Source organism: Pusillimonas caeni (assembly GCF_003545815.1).
In the GTDB taxonomy this organism is placed as follows: Bacteria; Pseudomonadota; Gammaproteobacteria; order Burkholderiales; family Burkholderiaceae_B; genus Pusillimonas; species Pusillimonas caeni.
The window spans coordinates 237053-254685 of the sequence record NZ_PDUW01000006.1 but is presented as its reverse complement, the minus strand read 5'-3'; the positions used below and the strand labels follow the sequence as shown (position 1 = coordinate 254685).

14 protein-coding genes are annotated in these 17633 nt (G+C 65.8%); 11 read left to right on the top strand and 3 right to left on the bottom strand.

Going from position 1 to position 17633, the window contains the following annotated elements; translation table 11 throughout:
- Positions 1–5: 5 nt before the first annotated feature.
- Positions 6–1550 carry a UbiD family decarboxylase gene (locus CSC67_RS14870; protein WP_118995223.1) on the bottom strand — a complete coding sequence of 515 codons (1545 nt, stop codon included), beginning with the start codon at positions 1548–1550 and terminating at the stop codon, positions 6–8.
- 155 nt (positions 1551–1705) lie between these two features.
- On the opposite strand from CSC67_RS14870, the gene CSC67_RS14865 reads away from it, so the two are divergent.
- The gene (locus tag CSC67_RS14865) at positions 1706–2488 is read left to right on the top strand and encodes a lytic transglycosylase domain-containing protein (RefSeq protein ID WP_245220248.1); all 783 of its coding nucleotides are present in this window, start codon (positions 1706–1708) and stop codon (positions 2486–2488) included.
- Positions 2489–2623: 135 nt separating this feature from the next.
- Here the strand turns inward: CSC67_RS14865 and CSC67_RS14860 are convergent, their stop codons facing one another.
- Positions 2624–3799: a pyridoxal phosphate-dependent aminotransferase gene (locus tag CSC67_RS14860; protein WP_118995221.1), complete on the bottom strand. Its 1176-nt coding sequence runs from the start codon at positions 3797–3799 to the stop codon at positions 2624–2626.
- Positions 3800–4508: 709 nt separating this feature from the next.
- Here CSC67_RS14860 and CSC67_RS14855 point away from each other — a divergent pair.
- The 4 genes from CSC67_RS14855 to CSC67_RS14840 all read left to right on the top strand — a co-directional run bounded on the left by CSC67_RS14855 (position 4509) and on the right by CSC67_RS14840 (position 9535).
- On the top strand, positions 4509–5432 hold the full coding sequence (locus CSC67_RS14855; RefSeq protein ID WP_135227472.1) for a hypothetical protein: 924 nt from the start codon (positions 4509–4511) through the stop codon (positions 5430–5432).
- Positions 5433–5566: 134 nt separating this feature from the next.
- Positions 5567–7861, top strand: coding sequence for an NADP-dependent malic enzyme (locus CSC67_RS14850; protein WP_118995219.1), 2295 nt, complete (start codon positions 5567–5569; stop codon positions 7859–7861).
- A gap of 4 nt (positions 7862–7865) precedes the next feature.
- Complete coding sequence (locus CSC67_RS14845) at positions 7866–9068, top strand: patatin-like phospholipase family protein (RefSeq protein WP_118995218.1); 1203 nt, start codon at positions 7866–7868, stop codon at positions 9066–9068.
- The gene (locus tag CSC67_RS14840) at positions 9065–9535 is read left to right on the top strand and encodes a barstar family protein (protein ID WP_118995217.1); all 471 of its coding nucleotides are present in this window, start codon (positions 9065–9067) and stop codon (positions 9533–9535) included. Before CSC67_RS14845 ends, CSC67_RS14840 begins: the two co-directional genes overlap by 4 nt.
- Before the next feature lie 103 nt (positions 9536–9638).
- Here CSC67_RS14840 and CSC67_RS14835 read toward each other — a convergent pair whose 3' ends face one another.
- On the bottom strand, positions 9639–10367 hold the full coding sequence (locus tag CSC67_RS14835; RefSeq protein ID WP_118995277.1) for a 16S rRNA (uracil(1498)-N(3))-methyltransferase: 729 nt from the start codon (positions 10365–10367) through the stop codon (positions 9639–9641).
- A gap of 96 nt (positions 10368–10463) precedes the next feature.
- On the opposite strand from CSC67_RS14835, the gene tkt reads away from it, so the two are divergent.
- The 6 genes from tkt to CSC67_RS14805 all read left to right on the top strand — a co-directional run bounded on the left by tkt (position 10464) and on the right by CSC67_RS14805 (position 17599).
- The gene (tkt, locus tag CSC67_RS14830) at positions 10464–12509 is read left to right on the top strand and encodes a transketolase (protein ID WP_118995216.1); all 2046 of its coding nucleotides are present in this window, start codon (positions 10464–10466) and stop codon (positions 12507–12509) included.
- A gap of 15 nt (positions 12510–12524) precedes the next feature.
- Entirely contained in the window at positions 12525–13538 is a 1014-nt protein-coding gene (gap, locus tag CSC67_RS14825) for a type I glyceraldehyde-3-phosphate dehydrogenase (protein ID WP_118995215.1), read from the top strand.
- A 141-nt stretch (positions 13539–13679) separates the two neighbouring features.
- Positions 13680–14876, top strand: a complete 1197-nt coding sequence (locus tag CSC67_RS14820; RefSeq protein WP_118995214.1) for a phosphoglycerate kinase — start codon at positions 13680–13682, stop codon at positions 14874–14876.
- A gap of 24 nt (positions 14877–14900) precedes the next feature.
- Positions 14901–15533 (top strand): molybdopterin adenylyltransferase, encoded by a 633-nt coding sequence (mog, locus tag CSC67_RS14815; RefSeq protein WP_118995213.1) that lies wholly within the window; start codon positions 14901–14903, stop codon positions 15531–15533.
- A gap of 122 nt (positions 15534–15655) precedes the next feature.
- Positions 15656–16720 carry a class II fructose-bisphosphate aldolase gene (fba, locus tag CSC67_RS14810; protein ID WP_118995212.1) on the top strand — a complete coding sequence of 355 codons (1065 nt, stop codon included), beginning with the start codon at positions 15656–15658 and terminating at the stop codon, positions 16718–16720.
- Positions 16721–17599: a phosphoribosylaminoimidazolesuccinocarboxamide synthase gene (locus tag CSC67_RS14805; protein WP_118995211.1), complete on the top strand. Its 879-nt coding sequence runs from the start codon at positions 16721–16723 to the stop codon at positions 17597–17599.
- The last annotated feature ends 34 nt before the right edge of the window (positions 17600–17633 follow it).

The following is a 17633-nucleotide window of genomic DNA, read 5'->3' as shown; positions in this document are numbered from 1 at the left end:
CGAGGTTAAAGCCCGAGCTGGGTCCACATGGCATCTACGCGGGCTTTCACCTCTTTATCCATTTCAATAGGCCGGCCCCACTCGCGCTGGGTCTCGCCGGGCCATTTATTGGTGGCGTCCAGGCCCATCTTGCCGCCCAGCCCGGACACCGGCGAGGCGAAGTCCAGGTAGTCGATCGGCGTGTTCTCGACCAGCAGGGTGTCGCGCGCCGGGTCCATGCGGGTCGTCATGGCCCAGACGACCTCTTTCCAGTCGCGCACGTCGATGTCGTCGTCCACCACGATAATGAACTTGGTATACATGAACTGCCGCAATATGCTCCACAAGCCGAACATGACCCGCTTGGCATGGCCGGCGTACTGCTTGCGTATCGACACCACCGCCAGGCGGTAGCTGCAGCCTTCGGGCGGCAGGTAGAAATCGACGATTTCCGGAAGCTGCCGCCGCAGCAGCGGCACGAACACCTCGTTCAGGGCGACGCCGAGCACCGCCGGCTCATCGGGCGGCTTGCCGGTGTAGGTGCTGTGGTAGAGGGGGTCGCGCCGCATGGTGATGCGCTCGACCGTGAAGACGGGGAACCAGTCCTGCTCGTTGTAATAGCCGGTATGGTCGCCGTAGGGGCCTTCGAGCGCCATTTCGTAGCCGGTGTCGGCGGGCGGCTTGATGCCTTCGGGAACCTGGGGCGCGACCGCGCCGGGGTGGTCCGAGGGCAGGATATGGCCCTCCAGCACGATTTCGGCGAAGGCGGGAACCGTGAGGTCGCTGCCCAGGGCGTCGGCCACCTCGGTGCGCGAGCCGCGCAGCAGCCCCGCGAACTGATATTCCGACAGGCTGTCGGGCACCGGAGTGACGGCGCCGAGGGTGGTGGCCGGGTCGGCGCCCAGGGCGACCGCGATGGGAAAGGGCTTGCCGGGGGTGGCCAGGGCATGGTCGCGGAAGTCGAGCGCGCCGCCGCGATGCGACAGCCAGCGCATGATGAGTTTGTTGCGGCCGATGATCTGCTGGCGGTAGATGCCCAGGTTCTGGCGGCGGGCGTTGGGCCCGCGCGTGATGACCAGGCCCCAGGTAAGCAGCGGGGCGGCATCCTCGGGCCAGCAGGTCTGCAGCGGTATGGCGTCCAGGTCGACGTCGCCGCCCTCCAGGACGATTTCCTGGCAGGCCGGGCTGCGGACGCGTTTGGGGCTCATGTCCCACAGGGCCGATTTCAGCATGGACACCTTGGCGAAGGCATCGCGCAGCCCGCGCGGAGCCTCGGGCTCGCGCAGCGAAGCCAGTAGTTCTCCGATGTCGCGCAGGGCCGCCACGTCGTCCGCGCCCATGCCCAGCGCCACGCGCCGGGGGGTGCCGAACAGGTTGGCCAGCACGGGCATCGAGGCGCGGCGGCCGCCGTGCATGGCGTGTTCGAACAGCAGGGCGGGCCCTTCGGCGCGCAGCACGCGGTCGCTGATTTCGGTCATTTCAAGCGCCGTCGAAACGGGATGCGTGATGCGCTTGAGCTCGCCGGCGGTCTCCAGCTGCGCCACGAAATCCCTCAGGTCACGGTATTTCAAGAAACTCTCACTGATTGGTTTTGACGGACGTCTAAGGTTAACATCGAGCTCGTCATTTTATTGGACCGGGCCCGGGATGCGGGTTCGCTCAAGGAGCGGGATAAGACATGGCTGGTTCGGGCAGCTATACATGGCTGGGACGCTCGCTGCGCCTGATGGGCCGGCGCGCGGCCGAGCTGACGCACGCCACGGCGGTGTATCTGGGCATTGCCGTGCTGGTGACGGTGTCCTTGAGCTTCGTCGTGCCTTCCTTGCGCGACCAGTCCCAGCAGATCCATGCCGCGCTGCTGGTCAGCCTGAAACCGGGCACCGTTGGCGACGAGGGCTCCGGCCTGTCGCTGGCCGAGCGACTGTCGGGCGGACGGGTAGAGCTGCCCACCGGCCGAGGCGATGCCGACGCGGCGCACGAGGACGGAGAGCCGCAGACCTTCGCCGAAGCCCTGAATGCGCTCGATTCCTTTTCCATTCCGGGCGTCACCAAGGTGCAGAGCCAGGCGCTGCGCAGCTACATCGCACGCAAGTACCGCATCGCCCACGACGTCGCCGGGGTGCTGATCCATACCGTATATGCCGTGGGACGCGAGAAGAAGCTCGACCCCCTGTTGATCCTGGCCGTGATCGCCATCGAGTCGCGCTACAACCCCTTTGCCGAAAGCCACGTCGGGGCGCAGGGCCTGATGCAGGTCATGACCAAGGTGCATCAGGACAAATTCGAACGCTTCGAAGGCGGCGGCGCCGAGGCGGCCCTCAATCCCATCGCCAACATACGCGTGGGCAGCCAGATCCTGCACGACTGCATCCAGCGCCGCGGCTCGGTCACCGGCGGCCTGGCCTGTTACGTCGGCGCCACCGGCCCCAGCGACGGGGGCTATGGGGCGAAAGTGCTGGCCGAACGCCGGCGGCTTTCGCTGGCTTCGGGGATTCCTCCCAGCCAATAGGCGTGCCGCTGTCCTCCCGGGTCGAGAGCGGCATGGCGTCCCGCCATGCGCCGTTGCGGCGAACTCCGTTTTTCAACCTTGTCGGGCTCGCTGCCGGCGCGGGAGACGCTGCGCGTCGAGTCGTCTTGCGGCGGCTCAGGCGTTCTGTTCCGCCGAAGCCAGGAATTTTTCCATTCGCTCCACCGCTTCCTTCAGCCGATCGAGGCCGGTGGCGTATGACAGGCGGATCGAATGGGCCGCGTGGGCCGGCCCGAAATCGCGGCCCGGCACCGTGGCCACGCCGGCCTCGTGAAGCAGCCGGTGCACGAAATCGTCGCTGTCCCGGCTGTAGCGGCCGATGTCGGCATAGATGTAGAAGGCGCCATCCGGCGCGGCCGGCACATGCAGCCCGATGCGTTCCAGCTCCGGCAGCAGATAGTCGCGCCGCTGCTTGAACGACAGCCGCCGCTGGTCGTAGATGCGCATCACTTCCGGCTCGAAGCAGGTCAGGGCCGCGTGCTGGGCCAGGGAGGGGGCGCAGATCGCCAGGCTGGCCGCCAGCTTTTCCACCGCCGGCACCATCTCTTGCGGCGCGATCATCCAGCCCAGGCGCCAGCCCGTCATGTGGAAGTACTTCGAAAAGCTGTTGATGACCACGATGCCGTCATCCAGCGCCAGCGCGCTGCGCGGCGCGTCGCCGTAATACAGGCCCAGGTAGATCTCGTCCATGATGACGAAGCCGCCGCGCCGGCGTACCTCGCCGACCAGTTCGCGCAGCGCCTCCTGTTCGATCGTGGTGCCCGTGGGATTGCTGGGCGAGGCCACCAGCACCCCCCGGGTGGCCGGCCCCCAATGCTGCCGCACGTCCTGCGCCGACAGTTGGAAGCGCTGTTCCGCCGACGAAGGAATGAGCCGGGGTATGCCGCCCGCGCCCATGATGAAATTCTGGTTGGCCGGGTAGGAGGGGTCGGCCATCAGCACCTCGTCGCCCGGATCGATCAGCGCCATCGCCGCCAGCAGCAGCGCTCCGGACGCGCCGGACGTGATGATGACGCGCCCGGGCTCCACCGCGGAGCCAAATTCCTGCTTGTAGTAGTGCGCAATGGCCTCGCGCAGCGCCGGCAGGCCAGCCGGCGAGGTATAGCCGCTCAGTCCGGCCTCGGCGGCCCGATTGAGTGTTTCGACCACCTGGGCCGGCGCCGTGAAGTCCGGCTCGCCGATGCCCAGGCTGATGATGTCCCGGCCCTGTGCATTCAGGGCGCTGGCCTGCTTGAAGATTTCCACTGCGTAGAAGGGCATCACCTGATCGGTGCGCTTGGCAAGACGGGACATGAACTGGACTCGGGTTCGAAGAAAAACTCGATTGTAGACCGCGGTGTTGTTTAATCGTGTGTCGTTTCGACCAGGTCAGAGTGTCTTGGCGAGGAAGGGGGGCGTCATGTTCGGTCTGGGTTACATCTGGGCTCTCGAGAGTCTTCTATCTGGGTCTTTAACCGCATCGCCTCCGACGGCTTGCTATTGCGGCTGGCCACGAATGGGAAGATCTCCAGATTGAGGGCTGGGGTTCGTCGCGAACATCCCTTTAACCGACAACAGAACCCCGATTTGCATGGCTTGCCGCCAGCTTGAGCCTCTGGAGAAGACTGTATTTTTACAGGCGTTGGAGGGCGCTGCCGCGGACCGCCCGACCGCCTGGAAAAATACAGTCTTCTCCAGAGGCGCTTAAGGACACAACAAAAACATTGCAGTAAGCCCCGCCCTGGCTCAAGAACACACAGGAGCGTCGCAACACGCCCTCGCTGGGTTCAAGGGCAAAGCAAGAGCATCGCAATAAGCCCCAGTCCGACTTCAAGAGCACAGTAGAGGCATCACAACGAGCCCCCGCCAATGACCAAAGCAAGGACTCATCGCTATACTTTCTCCAAAACCCTACCCGCAATCGTTCTAGCAATGACAATGCTGACCGGCAATCCGTGCAGCGCGGCCTGCGCCGCCCACATCATAGGCCGCTTAGCGGTAAACCTTCCCCAACAGGAACACCATGGAGTCCTCCTCTAGACGGGCCTTTCTGACCGGCCGCCGGCCGGCACAGACCCCCTGGGAACAATTCTGCCGCCGCATGCGCCGCGGCGTCGCCGGCGACTTTCTCGACTTCGGCCTGTACGAAGGCAAGGGCAGCGCCCGCCTCACGCCCAGCCAGGGCGGCGACCTGCGCCTGGCCCATGCCCTGTGCCGGGAGTTCGGCATCGTCCTGGCCCTGAGCGGCGTCAACCAGGCCGACAGCCTCACCGGGCAGTCCGTCCTGTGGATAGAACTCGACGGCTCCATGGCCGGCTGCCAGCCCCTGCCTGACGATCCCGGCAAATGGTTCGTCCAGCCCGGCACCCATCTCAGCGAACTCGTCGATGCGGGGCTGACCCAGTTAGCCGACCAGCCCGGCTATCTGACCGTCGCAGCGTGGGCCGCCGACCGCAGCCTGTGCAGCTGGGCGCCCGGCGAAGCCTTCCGTTGCGGCCTGCTGCATGCCTCGGTCCTGATGGCCGACGGCAGCAGCGCCGTGCTCGGGCCTTTTGGCGCCGGCAATCGCCTGCCGCTGGGCACCCTGACCCTGCAAAAGCTCGTGCCCCAATTGTTCGCCCTGGCCGCGGAAGAGCCCGCCGCCGGGTTTGCAGCCCTGGATCGCTGGCCCGCCCGCTACCGCCTCGACGCCCTTGCGCCCCGTCCGGGACACGACGTCAACCTGTCGCATCTGATGCTGGGCCATGGCGGCGACCTGGGCTGGATCGAATGGATGGTCTTCGAAGCGCGGCCGCCCCTGCCGTCCGCCGATTGGGCCACCGCCTATACCAGCCGCCCGCCGGCGGGCGACGACGGTCGTTGGCAACAAGCGTCTACGCTCGATCGCAAGGTCAAGACCCTCTTCGATCCCGCAGGCGTTTTTCCCGATCCTGGCCAGGATCTTTGACGCTTTGCCGTGCTCCGGCGCCCGAAGCCGCATGCCGCGCGGCTTGCCGCGTAGGCATCACACCATGACCGAAGGCGCGTGAGGGGATAGAATGATCGTCTCTTATTCATCTCGTCCTGTCTGAGTCGATCATCATGGAAGAAAACTTTCGCAAAGCGGCCCTCGAATACCACGAGCAAGGCCGACCGGGGAAAATCGCCGTCACGCCCACCAAGCAGCTGTCCAACCAACGGGACCTGGCGCTGGCATACTCGCCCGGCGTGGCCGCCGCCTGCGAAGAAATCGTCAACGATCCGGTCAATGCGTTCCGCTTCACCGGACGCGGCAACCTGGTCGGCGTCATCACCAACGGCACCGCCGTGCTGGGCCTGGGCAACATCGGCCCGCTGGCCTCCAAGCCGGTCATGGAAGGCAAGGCGGTGCTGTTCAAGAAGTTCGCCGGCATCGACGTCTTCGACATCGAGATCAACGAAAACGACCCCGACAAGCTGGTCGACATCATTGCCGGGCTCGAGCCCACCTTCGGCGGGATCAACCTCGAGGACATCAAGGCGCCCGAATGCTTCGTGGTCGAGCGCAAGCTGCGCGAGCGCATGAAGATCCCCGTCTTCCACGACGACCAGCACGGCACGGCCATCTGTGTGGCCTCGGCCTTCATCAGCGCGCTGAAAGTCGTCGAGAAAGACATCAAGCAGGTCAAGCTGGTCGTGTCGGGCGCGGGGGCCGCCGCGCTGGCCTGCCTCGACCTGCTCGTCGACCTGGGGCTGCCGATAGAGAACATCTGGGTCTCGGACATCGAGGGCGTGGTCTACAAGGGCCGCACCGTCCTCATGGACCCGGCCAAAGAGCGTTTTGCGCAGGATACCGACGCGCGCAAACTGGGCGACATCGTCGGCGGCGCGGACGTGTTCCTGGGCCTGTCGGCCGGAGGCGTGCTCAAGCCCGAGATGGTGGCGGCCATGGCCGCCAGGCCCGTCATCCTGGCGCTGGCCAATCCCAATCCCGAGATCCTGCCAGAGGACGCCCACGCGGTGCGCGACGACGTCGTCATGGCCACGGGCCGCTCCGACTACCCCAACCAGGTCAACAACGTATTGTGCTTTCCCTACATCTTCCGGGGAGCGCTGGACGTGGGGGCCACCACCATCACGCGCGGCATGGAAAAAGCCGCGGTCGAGGCCATCTCCAAACTGGCCCAGGAAGAACAGAACGATGCGGTGGCGGCGGCCTACGGCACCTACAACGTTTCGTTCGGCCCCGAATACCTCATTCCCAAGCCTTTCGACAACCGCCTCATCGTGCGCGTGGCGCCGGCCGTGGCGCGCGCCGCCATGGAAGACGGCGTGGCCACGCGGCCCATCGCCGACTTCGACAGCTACGTCGAAGAGCTGCAGCAGTTCATGTATCGCTCCGGCTCCTTCATGAAGCCGCTGTTTTCCACCGCCAAGAGCATGGTGCGCGAAGGCGGCAAGGCGCGCATCGTGTTCAGCGAAGGCGAAGAAGAGCGCGTGTTGCGGGCGGTGCAGATCGTGGTCGACGAGAAACTGGCCAAACCCATTCTCATCGGCCGGCCCGAGGTGCTGCAGGCCCGCATCAAGAAATTCGGCCTGCGCCTCAAGCTCGGCGAAGACGTCGAGGTCACCAATACCGAGTACGACGAGCGCTTCCACCTCTACTGGACCACTTACTGGGAAATGATGTGCCGGCGAGGCATCACCAAAGAGATGGCCCGGGTCGAGATGCGCCGCAGGCTCACCCTCATCGGCGCGATGATGATCCATCTAGGCGATGCCGACGGCATGGTGTGCGGCACGGTCGGCGCCTACGCCGACCACCTGCGGTTCATCGATGAAGTCATCGGCAAGGCGCCCGGCGCCCGCACCTATGCGGCCATGAACATCCTGCTGTTGTCCGAGCGCACCATCGCGCTGGCGGACACGCATGTCAACGACAACCCCACCACCGAGCAGATCGCCGAGATCACGCTGGCGGCGGCGGGCGAAATGCGGCGCCTCAATATCGAACCCAAGGCGGCGCTGCTGTCGCGGTCGAACTTCGGCACCGGCAGCTCGGCCTCGGGCGCCAAGATGCGCGACGCGCTCGCCATCGTGCGCGAGCAGGACCCCACGCTGGAGGTGGACGGCGAAATGCACGGCGACTGCGCCCTGGACGAGGCGCTGCGCCAGCGCATCCTGCCTTCGAGCACGCTCAAGGGCCCGGCCAACCTGCTCATCTGCCCCAACGTCGACGCCGGCAACATCGCCTACAACCTGCTCAAGACGGCGGCGGGCGGAAACGTGGCGGTGGGCCCGTTCCTGCTGGGGGCCAATGCGCCGGTGCACATCGTGACGTCCAGTTCGACGGTGCGGCGCATCGTCAACATGGCCGCCCTGACCGTCGTCGACGCCAACACGCCCCGCCCGACCTGATGTCATGCGCGAGGGCTTCGGTCGATCGCCGGTAGGCCTGGTCCTGATGGGGGGCGGCGCCCGCGCCGCCTATCAGGTCGGTGTACTGTCCGGCATTCTGGACATACTCGATCCGCAGCGTTCACCGCAGTTCCGCAACCCTTTTCCCATCGTGTGCGGCACGTCGGCCGGCGCCATCAACGCGGCGGCGCTGGCCTGCCGGGCCAACGACAGCCATCTGGCGGTAGACCGCCTGGTCACCTTGTGGGAAACGCTTCATACCGACAATATCTATCGCAGCGACGCGCTTTCGCTGCTGAGCACGGGCTGGCGCTGGCTGAGCATGCTGGCCCTGGGCTGGCTGTGGCCGAGCCTGCGCGGACGGCGTCCCAGTTCGCTGCTGGACAACAGCCCCCTGGCCGATCTGCTGGCGTCCACGCTGGATTTCGACCGCCTCAACGATAATCTGGACAAGGGCGAGTTGCGTGCGCTTGCCATCACCGCAACCGCCTTTATCTCGGGCGAGCATCTTACCTTCTATAATGCGCGCCACCTCATAGAGCCCTGGACACGAAGCCTGCGGCGCGCCGTGCCCGGAACAGTAGGCGTGGAGCACCTCATGGCTTCCAGCGCCATTCCCTTCGTCTTTCCCGCCCAGGCCATCCTGGTGAACGGCAAGACCGAATGGTGCGGCGACGGCTCCATGCGGCAGTTGGCGCCCCTGAGCCCGGCCATTCACCTCGGCGCCGAGCGGGTGCTGGTCATCGGCACGGGGCACAGGGACGACACCCATGCCGAAGAGCGCCGGGTCGATTCGAATTATCCGCCGCTCGCTCAGGTGGGCGGCCAGGTGCTCTCCAGCATATTCGTCGACAGCCTGTCCATGGACGTCGAAAGGCTGGAGCGCATCAACGACCTTCTCGGCCTGGCGCCGGCCGAGAAGGTCGAAAAGCAGTCACTCAGGACGGTCAGCGCACTGACCATCACCCCCAGCAAGCCGCTGGACAACATTGCCATGGAGTTTTTGCATCAAATGCCACGTTCGGTTCGTACACTTTTCCGGGTACTCGGTGTATCGTCGGGTTCCGGGGCCACGACAGGCGGTGCGTTGGTATCCTACTTGCTGTTCGAGGCCGGGTATACCCGTGAACTCATCCGCCTAGGACGAGCCGACAGCATGGATCGTGTTGAGGAAGTCAAAGCGTTTTTCAAGGAGACGCCACAATGACCCAAGCGCAGACATGGCAGAAAAAATTTCAGAAGGGCGGCCTGATCGATTCTGCCGCCATTTCCAGAGATGAAGCCATCGAGCGGGCCCAGGCCGCCGGCCTTACTGCCTATGTGGTCGATTGCGACCGGGCGCGCAGCCGTTCAGCGGTGCTGCGCGCGGTGGTCAAGGCGGTCGATTTCCCCGAATTCTTCGGCGGCAACCTCGACGCCCTGTACGACTGCATCTGTGACACCGTTCTCGACCAGAAGGCCGGCCTGTTTCTCTGGTTCGACAAGCTGCACTCGGGCGATCCGGCGCTGACCGAAGACGCCCAGGCCATCCTGACGGTATGCGACGACGTGGTGGAGTTCGCCAGCAACAACGAGCGCAGTTTCTCGTATGCCGTCGTGCATGCTGGCAAGCATCCCGATCCCGAGCCGGGGGTGGCGCCCACGCCTTATTCGGGGGCGCGCGAAGAAGAATAGCCCCGGGCGGGCTCGAGCCGCGCGCTGCGGCGTGAGCCGCTCGACCGTTCCAGGCGCCAGGCGTCCGGTCCACCGGAGGTGACGGCAAGGCCGCTTCAATGCTTCAGTTCCAGCCTTTCAAGGCGCTGACGGCTGCGATCAGCGCCAGTCCCGCCGTTTCGGTGCGCAGCACCCGTGTTCCGAACCGAATTGGCGTGGCGCCCCGGCGCAGCGCCAGTTGCTGTTCTTCGGGCGACCAGCCGCCTTCGGGCCCCACCAGCAGTGTGACGTCCGGTTCCGGGCCCAGCGCCTGGCCCAGCGTCTTCCCGGCCTCGGGGTGGCATAGCAGCGCCGGGCCTGCCGCGTCCAGCGCATCCAGGCAGGCCTCGAGGTTCAGGGGGGCGTCTATGCGCATGAGGCGGTTGCGGCCGCATTGTTCGCTGGCCGACTGGGCGATGCGCTGCCAGTGTTTGAGGCGCTTGGCCTCGCGCTCGGGGTTCAATTGCACCACGCTGCGCCGGGCTGCGATCGGAATCAGGCGGTTCGCGCCCAGTTCGACCGCTTTTTCCACGATCCAGTCCATCTTGTCGCCCGAGGGCAGGCCCTGCACCAGCGTGATGCGGCCCGGCAACTCGGCTTCGAGGGCGTGGTGAGCCCCGACCAGCGCCTCGGCCGACTTGCCCTGCACCCGCAGGACGGCCTCGTATTCCCCGCCCAGCCCGTCGAACAGGATGACCGCCGCGCCATCCTTGAGGCGCAATACGCGCAAGGCGTAATGAGCGAGGTCCGCAGGCAGCGCCAGGGCCTGATGCGGCTGCAGGGGAAGGGGGCAGAAGAATCTGGGTCGGGCCATGGGCTGGGAAAAATGCGAGGTGGTAAAATCAATAGCTTTGCAACGCATTGCCGGAATGCGGCCCGCACGCGGCCGCCAGGTCCTAGAGAATACCCCATGAGCCCTTCGCCAGCCCAAGACTCCACTTTGGCCAATGCCATCCGCGCGCTTTCCATGGACGCTGTCCAACAAGCCAATTCCGGCCATCCGGGCGCGCCCATGGGCATGGCCGACATCGCGGAGGCCCTCTGGACCCGCCACCTGCGCCACAATCCGGCCGATCCGGCCTGGTTCGACCGCGACCGCTTCGTGCTGTCGAACGGCCACGGCTCGATGCTGATCTACGCATTGCTGCACCTCACCGGCTACGACCTGCCCATCGGCGAGCTCAAGAATTTCCGTCAGCTGCATTCGCGCACCCCCGGCCACCCCGAAGTCGGCATCACCGCCGGGGTAGAAACCACCACGGGTCCGCTGGGCCAGGGCCTGGCCAACGCGGTCGGCATGGCGCTGGCCGAAGCCCTGCTGGCCCGGGAGTTCAACCGCGACGACCATAAGGTCGTCGACCACTTCACCTATGCCTTCGCGGGCGACGGCTGCCTGATGGAGGGCATCTCGCACGAGGTGTGCTCGCTGGCCGGCACGCTGCGCCTGTCCAAGCTCATCGTTTTCTACGACGACAACGGCATCTCCATCGACGGCAAGGTCGAGAACTGGTTCCGCGACGATACCCCCGGGCGCTTCGAAAGCTACGGCTGGAACGTGGTGCGCAACGTCGACGGCCATAACGTCGCAGACGTCGACCAGGCCATCGAGCAGGCCAAGGCCTGGGCGGCCCAAGGCAAAGGCCCTACGCTCATTTGCTGCCGCACCGTCATCGGCAAGGGCGCGCCCACCATGGCGGGCACCGAGAAGGTGCACGGCGCTCCGCTGGGCGCCGACGAGATCGTCGCCACGCGCGACGCGCTGAACTGGCCCCACGAGCCCTTTGTGGTCCCCGACCATGTCTACCAGCGCTGGGATGCGCGCAACAAGGGTCAGCTGTGGCAGAACGAGTGGCAGCGCGCGTTCGACTCCTACGCCCGGGCCTATCCGGCCGAAGCCGCCGAGTTCAAGCGCCGCATGGCGGGAGAGCTTCCCTCCGATTTCGCCGAGCGGGCGCTGGCCTTTGTCCGGGCCACGGCCGAAAAGGCCGAGACCGTGGCCAGCCGCAAGGCTTCGCAATTCGCCATCGCGGCGTTTGCCGGGATCCTTCCCGAGATGCTGGGCGGCTCGGCCGACCTCACCGGTTCGAACTTCACCGACTGGAAGGGCGTGACGCCCGTGCGCGCCACCGATGACGGCCTGCAGTTCGGCCGCCACATCAACTACGGCGTACGCGAGTTCGGCATGGCGGCCGTCATGAACGGCCTGGCCCTGCACGGCGGCTACCTGCCTTTCGGCGGCACCTTCCTGACCTTCTCCGATTATTCGCGCAACGCGGTGCGCATGGCCGCTCTCATGAAGCAGCGCGTGGTGCACGTCTTCACGCACGACTCCATCGGCCTGGGCGAAGACGGCCCTACCCACCAGTCGGTCGAGCACGCCGCCAGCCTGCGTCTCATTCCGAATCTGCACGTATGGCGCCCCTGCGACACGACCGAAACCGCCGTGGCATGGCAGCTGGCGCTGCAGCGTCCGGCCAGCCTGGGCATGGCGGTTCGCCAGGGCGGCCCCAGCGCCTTGCTGCTTTCGCGCCAGAATCTGCCCTTCGTGCAGCGCGAGCCCGAGGCCGTCGAGGCGATTGCACGCGGCGGCTATGTGCTGCGCGATGCCGAGGACGCCCGGGCGGTCATCATCGCCACCGGCTCCGAAGTGGCGCTGGCCCTGGGCGCGCAAGAGCAGCTCGCGGCCCGCGGCATCGCGGTGCGCGTGGTGTCCATGCCCTGCACCCAGCTTTTCGACGAGCAGGACGCGCAATGGCGCGAGGCCGTGCTGCCCAAGGGGCTGCCCCGCGTCGCCGTCGAGGCCGGCGTCACGGCCGGCTGGTACAAATATGTGGGCCTGGAGGGCGCCGTGGTCGGTCTCGACACCTATGGCGAATCCGCGCCCGCCGGCGTCCTATTCAAGCATTTCGGCCTGACCGTCGAACGTGTCGCGGCAGCCGTCGAGCAAGTTTTGTAAAACAGGAGAATCACCATGGCAATTCGCGTAGCGATCAACGGATACGGACGCATCGGGCGCAACGTCCTGCGCGCCCACTACGAAGACGGTAAAAAGCACGACATCGAGATCGTCGCCATCAACGACCTGGGCGACCCCAAGACCAATGCCCACCTCACCCGCTACGATACGGCGCACGGCCGCTTCCCCGGCACGGTCGACGTCGACGGCGACTACATGGTGGTCAATGGCGACCGCATCCGCGTGCTGGCCAATCGCAATCCGGCCGAACTGCCCTGGGGCGAGCTCAAGGTGGACGTCGTGCTCGAGTGCACGGGCTTCTTCACCACCAAGGAAAAAGCCGGCGCCCACATCCAGGGCGGCGCCAAGAAGGTCATCATCTCGGCTCCCGGCGGCAAGGACGTCGACGCCACCATCGTCTACGGCGTGAACCACGACGTACTCAAGGCCAGCGACACCGTCATCTCGAACGCCTCGTGCACTACCAACTGCCTGGCTCCGCTGGTGCAGCCCCTGCATCAGAAACTCGGCGTCGTCACCGGTCTGATGACCACCATCCACGCCTACACCAACGACCAGGTCCTGACCGACGTCTATCACAGCGACCTGCGCCGCGCGCGCTCGGCCACGTCCAGCATGATCCCCACCAAGACCGGCGCGGCTTCCGCGGTCGGCCTGGTGCTGCCCGAACTCAACGGCAAGCTCGACGGCTACGCCATCCGCGTGCCCACCATCAATGTCTCGCTGGTCGATCTGTCGTTCGTGGCCGCCCGCGAAACCTCGGTGGACGAAGTCAACGCCATCCTCAAGGCGGCCGCCGCCGAAGGCCCCCTCAAGGGCATTCTGGCCTACACCGACGAGCCGCTGGTGTCGGTCGACTTCAATCACTCGACCGCCTCCAGCACGGTGGACGAAGGCCTGACCAAGGTCTCCGGCAACCTGGTCAAGGTGGGTTCGTGGTACGACAACGAGTGGGGCTTCTCCAACCGCATGCTCGACACCACCGTGGCCCTGATGTCGGCCAAGTAGTCCGACGCTGCAGCATTTGAAGGGCGGGAATCATCCCGCCCTTTGACCGTAACTTTGCGGAGCCGAAGGCTCCCCTGAAACAGTGGCGCAGAGGCCCGGCCCGCAGGCCGGCGTTCTTCGCTTCAACTACGATCCGTTTCCATGTCTTCGATCCAAACTCTATCGGCCCTGTCCAAGACCGACGCGTTGTCCGGCAAGCGCGTCTTCATCCGTTCCGACCTCAACGTGCCTTTCAACGACGAAGGCGACATCTCCGAGGATACGCGCGTCCGTGCCTCCATTCCCGCCATTCGCATGGCGCTGGACGCGGGAGCGGCGGTGATGGTGACCTCGCACCTTGGACGGCCCACCGAGGGCACCGTGGCGGAGGGGGACACCCTGGCGCCCGTGGCGGCGCGCATGACTGAGCTGCTGGGCCAGCCGGTGCGGCTGTTGCAGGACTGGATCGACGGTGTGCAGGTGGATCCGGGCCAGGTGGTGCTGCTCGAGAACTGCCGCTGCAACGTGGGCGAGAAGAAGAACGACGAGTCGCTATCGCGCAAGATGGCGGCGTTGTGCGATGTATACGTGAACGACGCCTTCGGCACCGCGCACCGCGCCGAAGCCACCACGCACGGCATCGCCCGCTACGCCCCCATTGCTTGCGCGGGCCCTTTGCTCGAGGCCGAGCTCGATGCCCTGGGCCGTGCGCTGCAGGATCCCAAGCGCCCGATGGTGGCCATCGTGGCCGGCTCCAAGGTGTCGACCAAGCTGTCCATACTGCGGTCGCTGGCCGACAAGGTGGACCAGCTCATCGTCGGCGGCGGCATCGCCAACACCTTCATGCTGGCCCAGGGCCTGTCCATCGGCAAGTCGCTGGCCGAACCCGAGCAGATCGATCAGGCCCGCGTGGTCATCGAACTGATGAAGCAGCGCGGCGCCGATGTGCCCATTCCGGTCGACGTCGTGTGCGCCAAGTCTTTCGCGGCCGATGCGGCCGCCACGGTCAAGCCGGCCGACGAGGTGGCGGACGACGACCTCATTCTCGACATCGGCCCCGACACGGCCGCCGCGCTGGCCGACAAGCTGCGCCAGGCCGGCACCATCGTCTGGAACGGCCCGGTGGGCGTGTTCGAATTCGACGCCTTTGCCGGCGGCACCGAGGCCATCGCCCGCGCCATTGCCGAGTCGCAGGCGTTCTCCATCGCCGGCGGCGGCGATACGCTGGCCGCCATTGCCAAGTACGGCATCGCCGACAAGGTCGGCTATATATCGACCGGGGGCGGCGCCTTCCTGGAGTTTCTGGAAGGCAAGGTCCTGCCCGCCGTCGACGTCCTGCAGCAGCGCGCCGCTGCTTGAATTCAACTGCACAGGAGGGGTCCCATGTCCACGCAAGCCCGGCTGGTCCGCCGCAATTCCGACGAGCTTCTGGTCGGCCTGGTGTCGGTCTCCGACCGCGCGTCCAGCGGCGCCTACGAAGACCAGGGAATTCCGTCCTTGCAGTCCTGGCTGGATGAGGCCTTGCTGGGCGGCGCACAGTACGCGACCCGCCTCATCGCCGACGAAAGGCCGGTCATCGCCCGCACGCTCATCGAACTGGTGGACGAGGCGGGCTGCGATCTGGTGCTGACGACCGGCGGTACGGGCCCCGCGCGGCGCGACGTCACGCCCGAGGCCACGCTGGACGTGGCCACCAAAGAGATGCCCGGGTTCGGAGAACAGATGCGCCAGATCAGCCTGCGCTTCGTGCCGACGGCCATACTTTCACGCCAGGTGGCGGTCATCCGCGAGACCGCCGGTCATGCCGCTCTCATCATCAATCTGCCCGGCCAGCCCAAGGCCATCAAGGAAACGCTCGAGGGTCTGAAGGATGCCGACGGCCGCCACGTGGTGCCGGGCATCTTTGCCGCCGTGCCGTATTGCATCGATCTCATCGGCGGCCCCTATATCGAGACGCGCGAAGAGGTCGTCAAGGCCTTCCGGCCCAAGTCGGCCGCGCGCATAGGGCGGCCCTAGCCTTTACAGGCCTCAAGCCTTTGTCTCCAAACGTTTTTGGCGCGCCGCGCGGGCCGATGCCCGCCGCCCATTCGGGTAAAATTGCTGCAATCCCCTTTATTCTTTGATTTGGAGGTCCTGTCATGGCCCTAGTTTCCATGCGCCAGTTGCTCGATCATGCCGCCGAGAACGGCTACGGCATCCCGGCATTCAACGTCAACAACCTCGAGCAGGTACAGGCCATCATGGAGGCCGCGCACGAAACCGACAGCCCCGTCATCATGCAGGCCTCGGCGGGTGCGCGCAAATACGCCGGCGAGGGCTTCCTGAAACAGCTCATCCAGGCGGCGGTCGAAAGCTATCCGCATCTGCCCGTGGTCATGCATCAAGACCACGGCCAATCGCCGGCGATCTGCCAGGGCGCGATCGACCTGGGCTTCACCAGCGTCATGATGGACGGCTCCCTCGAAGAAGACGGCAAGACCATCGCCGACTACGACTACAACGTGGACGTCACCAAGCGCGTCGTCCAGATGGCCCACAAGCTGGGCATCACGGTCGAGGGCGAACTGGGCTGTCTCGGCTCGCTCGAAACCATGAAAGGCGACAAAGAAGACGGCCACGGCGCCGAGGGCACGCTCACCATGGACCAGCTGCTGACCGATCCCGAGCAGGCCGCCGACTTCGTCCGCCAGACCCAGCTCGACGCGCTGGCCATCGCCATCGGCACCAGCCACGGCGCCTACAAGTTCTCGCGCAAGCCCACGGGCGACATCCTGTCCATTTCGCGCATCAAAGAGATCCACGCCCGCCTGCCCAATACCCATCTGGTCATGCACGGCAGCTCCAGCGTGCCGCAAGAGCTCCTGGCCGAAATCCGCCAGTTCGGCGGCGACATGAAGGAAACCTACGGCGTGCCCGTCGAGGAAATCCAAGAAGCCATCAAGTTCGGCGTGCGCAAGGTCAATATCGATACCGATATCCGGCTTGCCATGACCGGCGCCATCCGCCGCTTCATGGCCGAGAACCCCTCCAAGTTCGACCCGCGCGAATACCTCAAGCCCGCACGCCTGGCCGCCAAGCAAATCTGCCTGCAGCGCTACCAGCAGTTCGGCACGGCCGGCAACGCCAGCAAGATCAAGCCTGTCGCGCTCGACGAAATGGCGCGCCGCTATGCGGCCGGCGAGCTGGCCCAGGTGGTGCAGTAAATGGCGGCACTGCATCAATCGCAGATCAGGTCGCTGCCCCTGCTGGCACGCGGCAAGGTGCGCGATATGTATGCCGTGGGCGACGACAAGCTGCTCATCGTCGCCTCCGACCGCATTTCCGCCTTCGACGTCATTCTGGACGACCCCATCCCCGGCAAGGGGCAGGTGCTGACCGAGCTCACTTCGTTCTGGCTCGACAAGCTCGCCCATGTCGTTCCCAACCATTCCACCGGCATCGCGCCCGAAGACGTCGTGGCGGCGGATGAACGCGACCAGGTCGCGGGCCGCGCGGTGGTCGTCAAGCGGCTCAAGCCCATCTTGGTCGAAGCCGTGGCGCGCGGCTACCTGATCGGATCCGGCTGGAAAGACTACCAGGCCACGGGCGCGGTCTGCGGCATCTCGCTGCCCGCCGGGCTGAAGCAAGCCAGCCGCCTGCCCGAGCCCATTTTCACGCCGGCGGCCAAGGCCGAGGTCGGGGCCCACGACGAAAACGTCGATTTCGAGCGCGTGGTGGCCGAGGTGGGGCAAGATATGGCCGAGCAGATCCGCAGCATCACCCTCAGGCTTTATTCCGAGGCTTCGGCGTATGCGGCGGGCAAGGGCATCATTATCGCCGACACCAAGTTCGAGTTCGGCCTGGACGCGGCGGGCGCCCTGCATCTGATGGACGAGGTGCTTACACCCGACTCATCGCGCTTCTGGCCCGCCGATCAGTACGCCGAAGGCGGCAGTCCGCCGTCCTTCGACAAGCAGTTCGTGCGCGACTGGCTCGAGACCCAGCCCTGGGACAAAACGCCGCCCGCGCCGCGCCTGCCGGCCGAGGTCATCGAAAAGACGGCCGCCAAGTATCGCGAGGCGGTCACTCGCCTTACCTCCTGATCCCCGTACTCCTTTGCCCGCGCGCCGGGCCTTT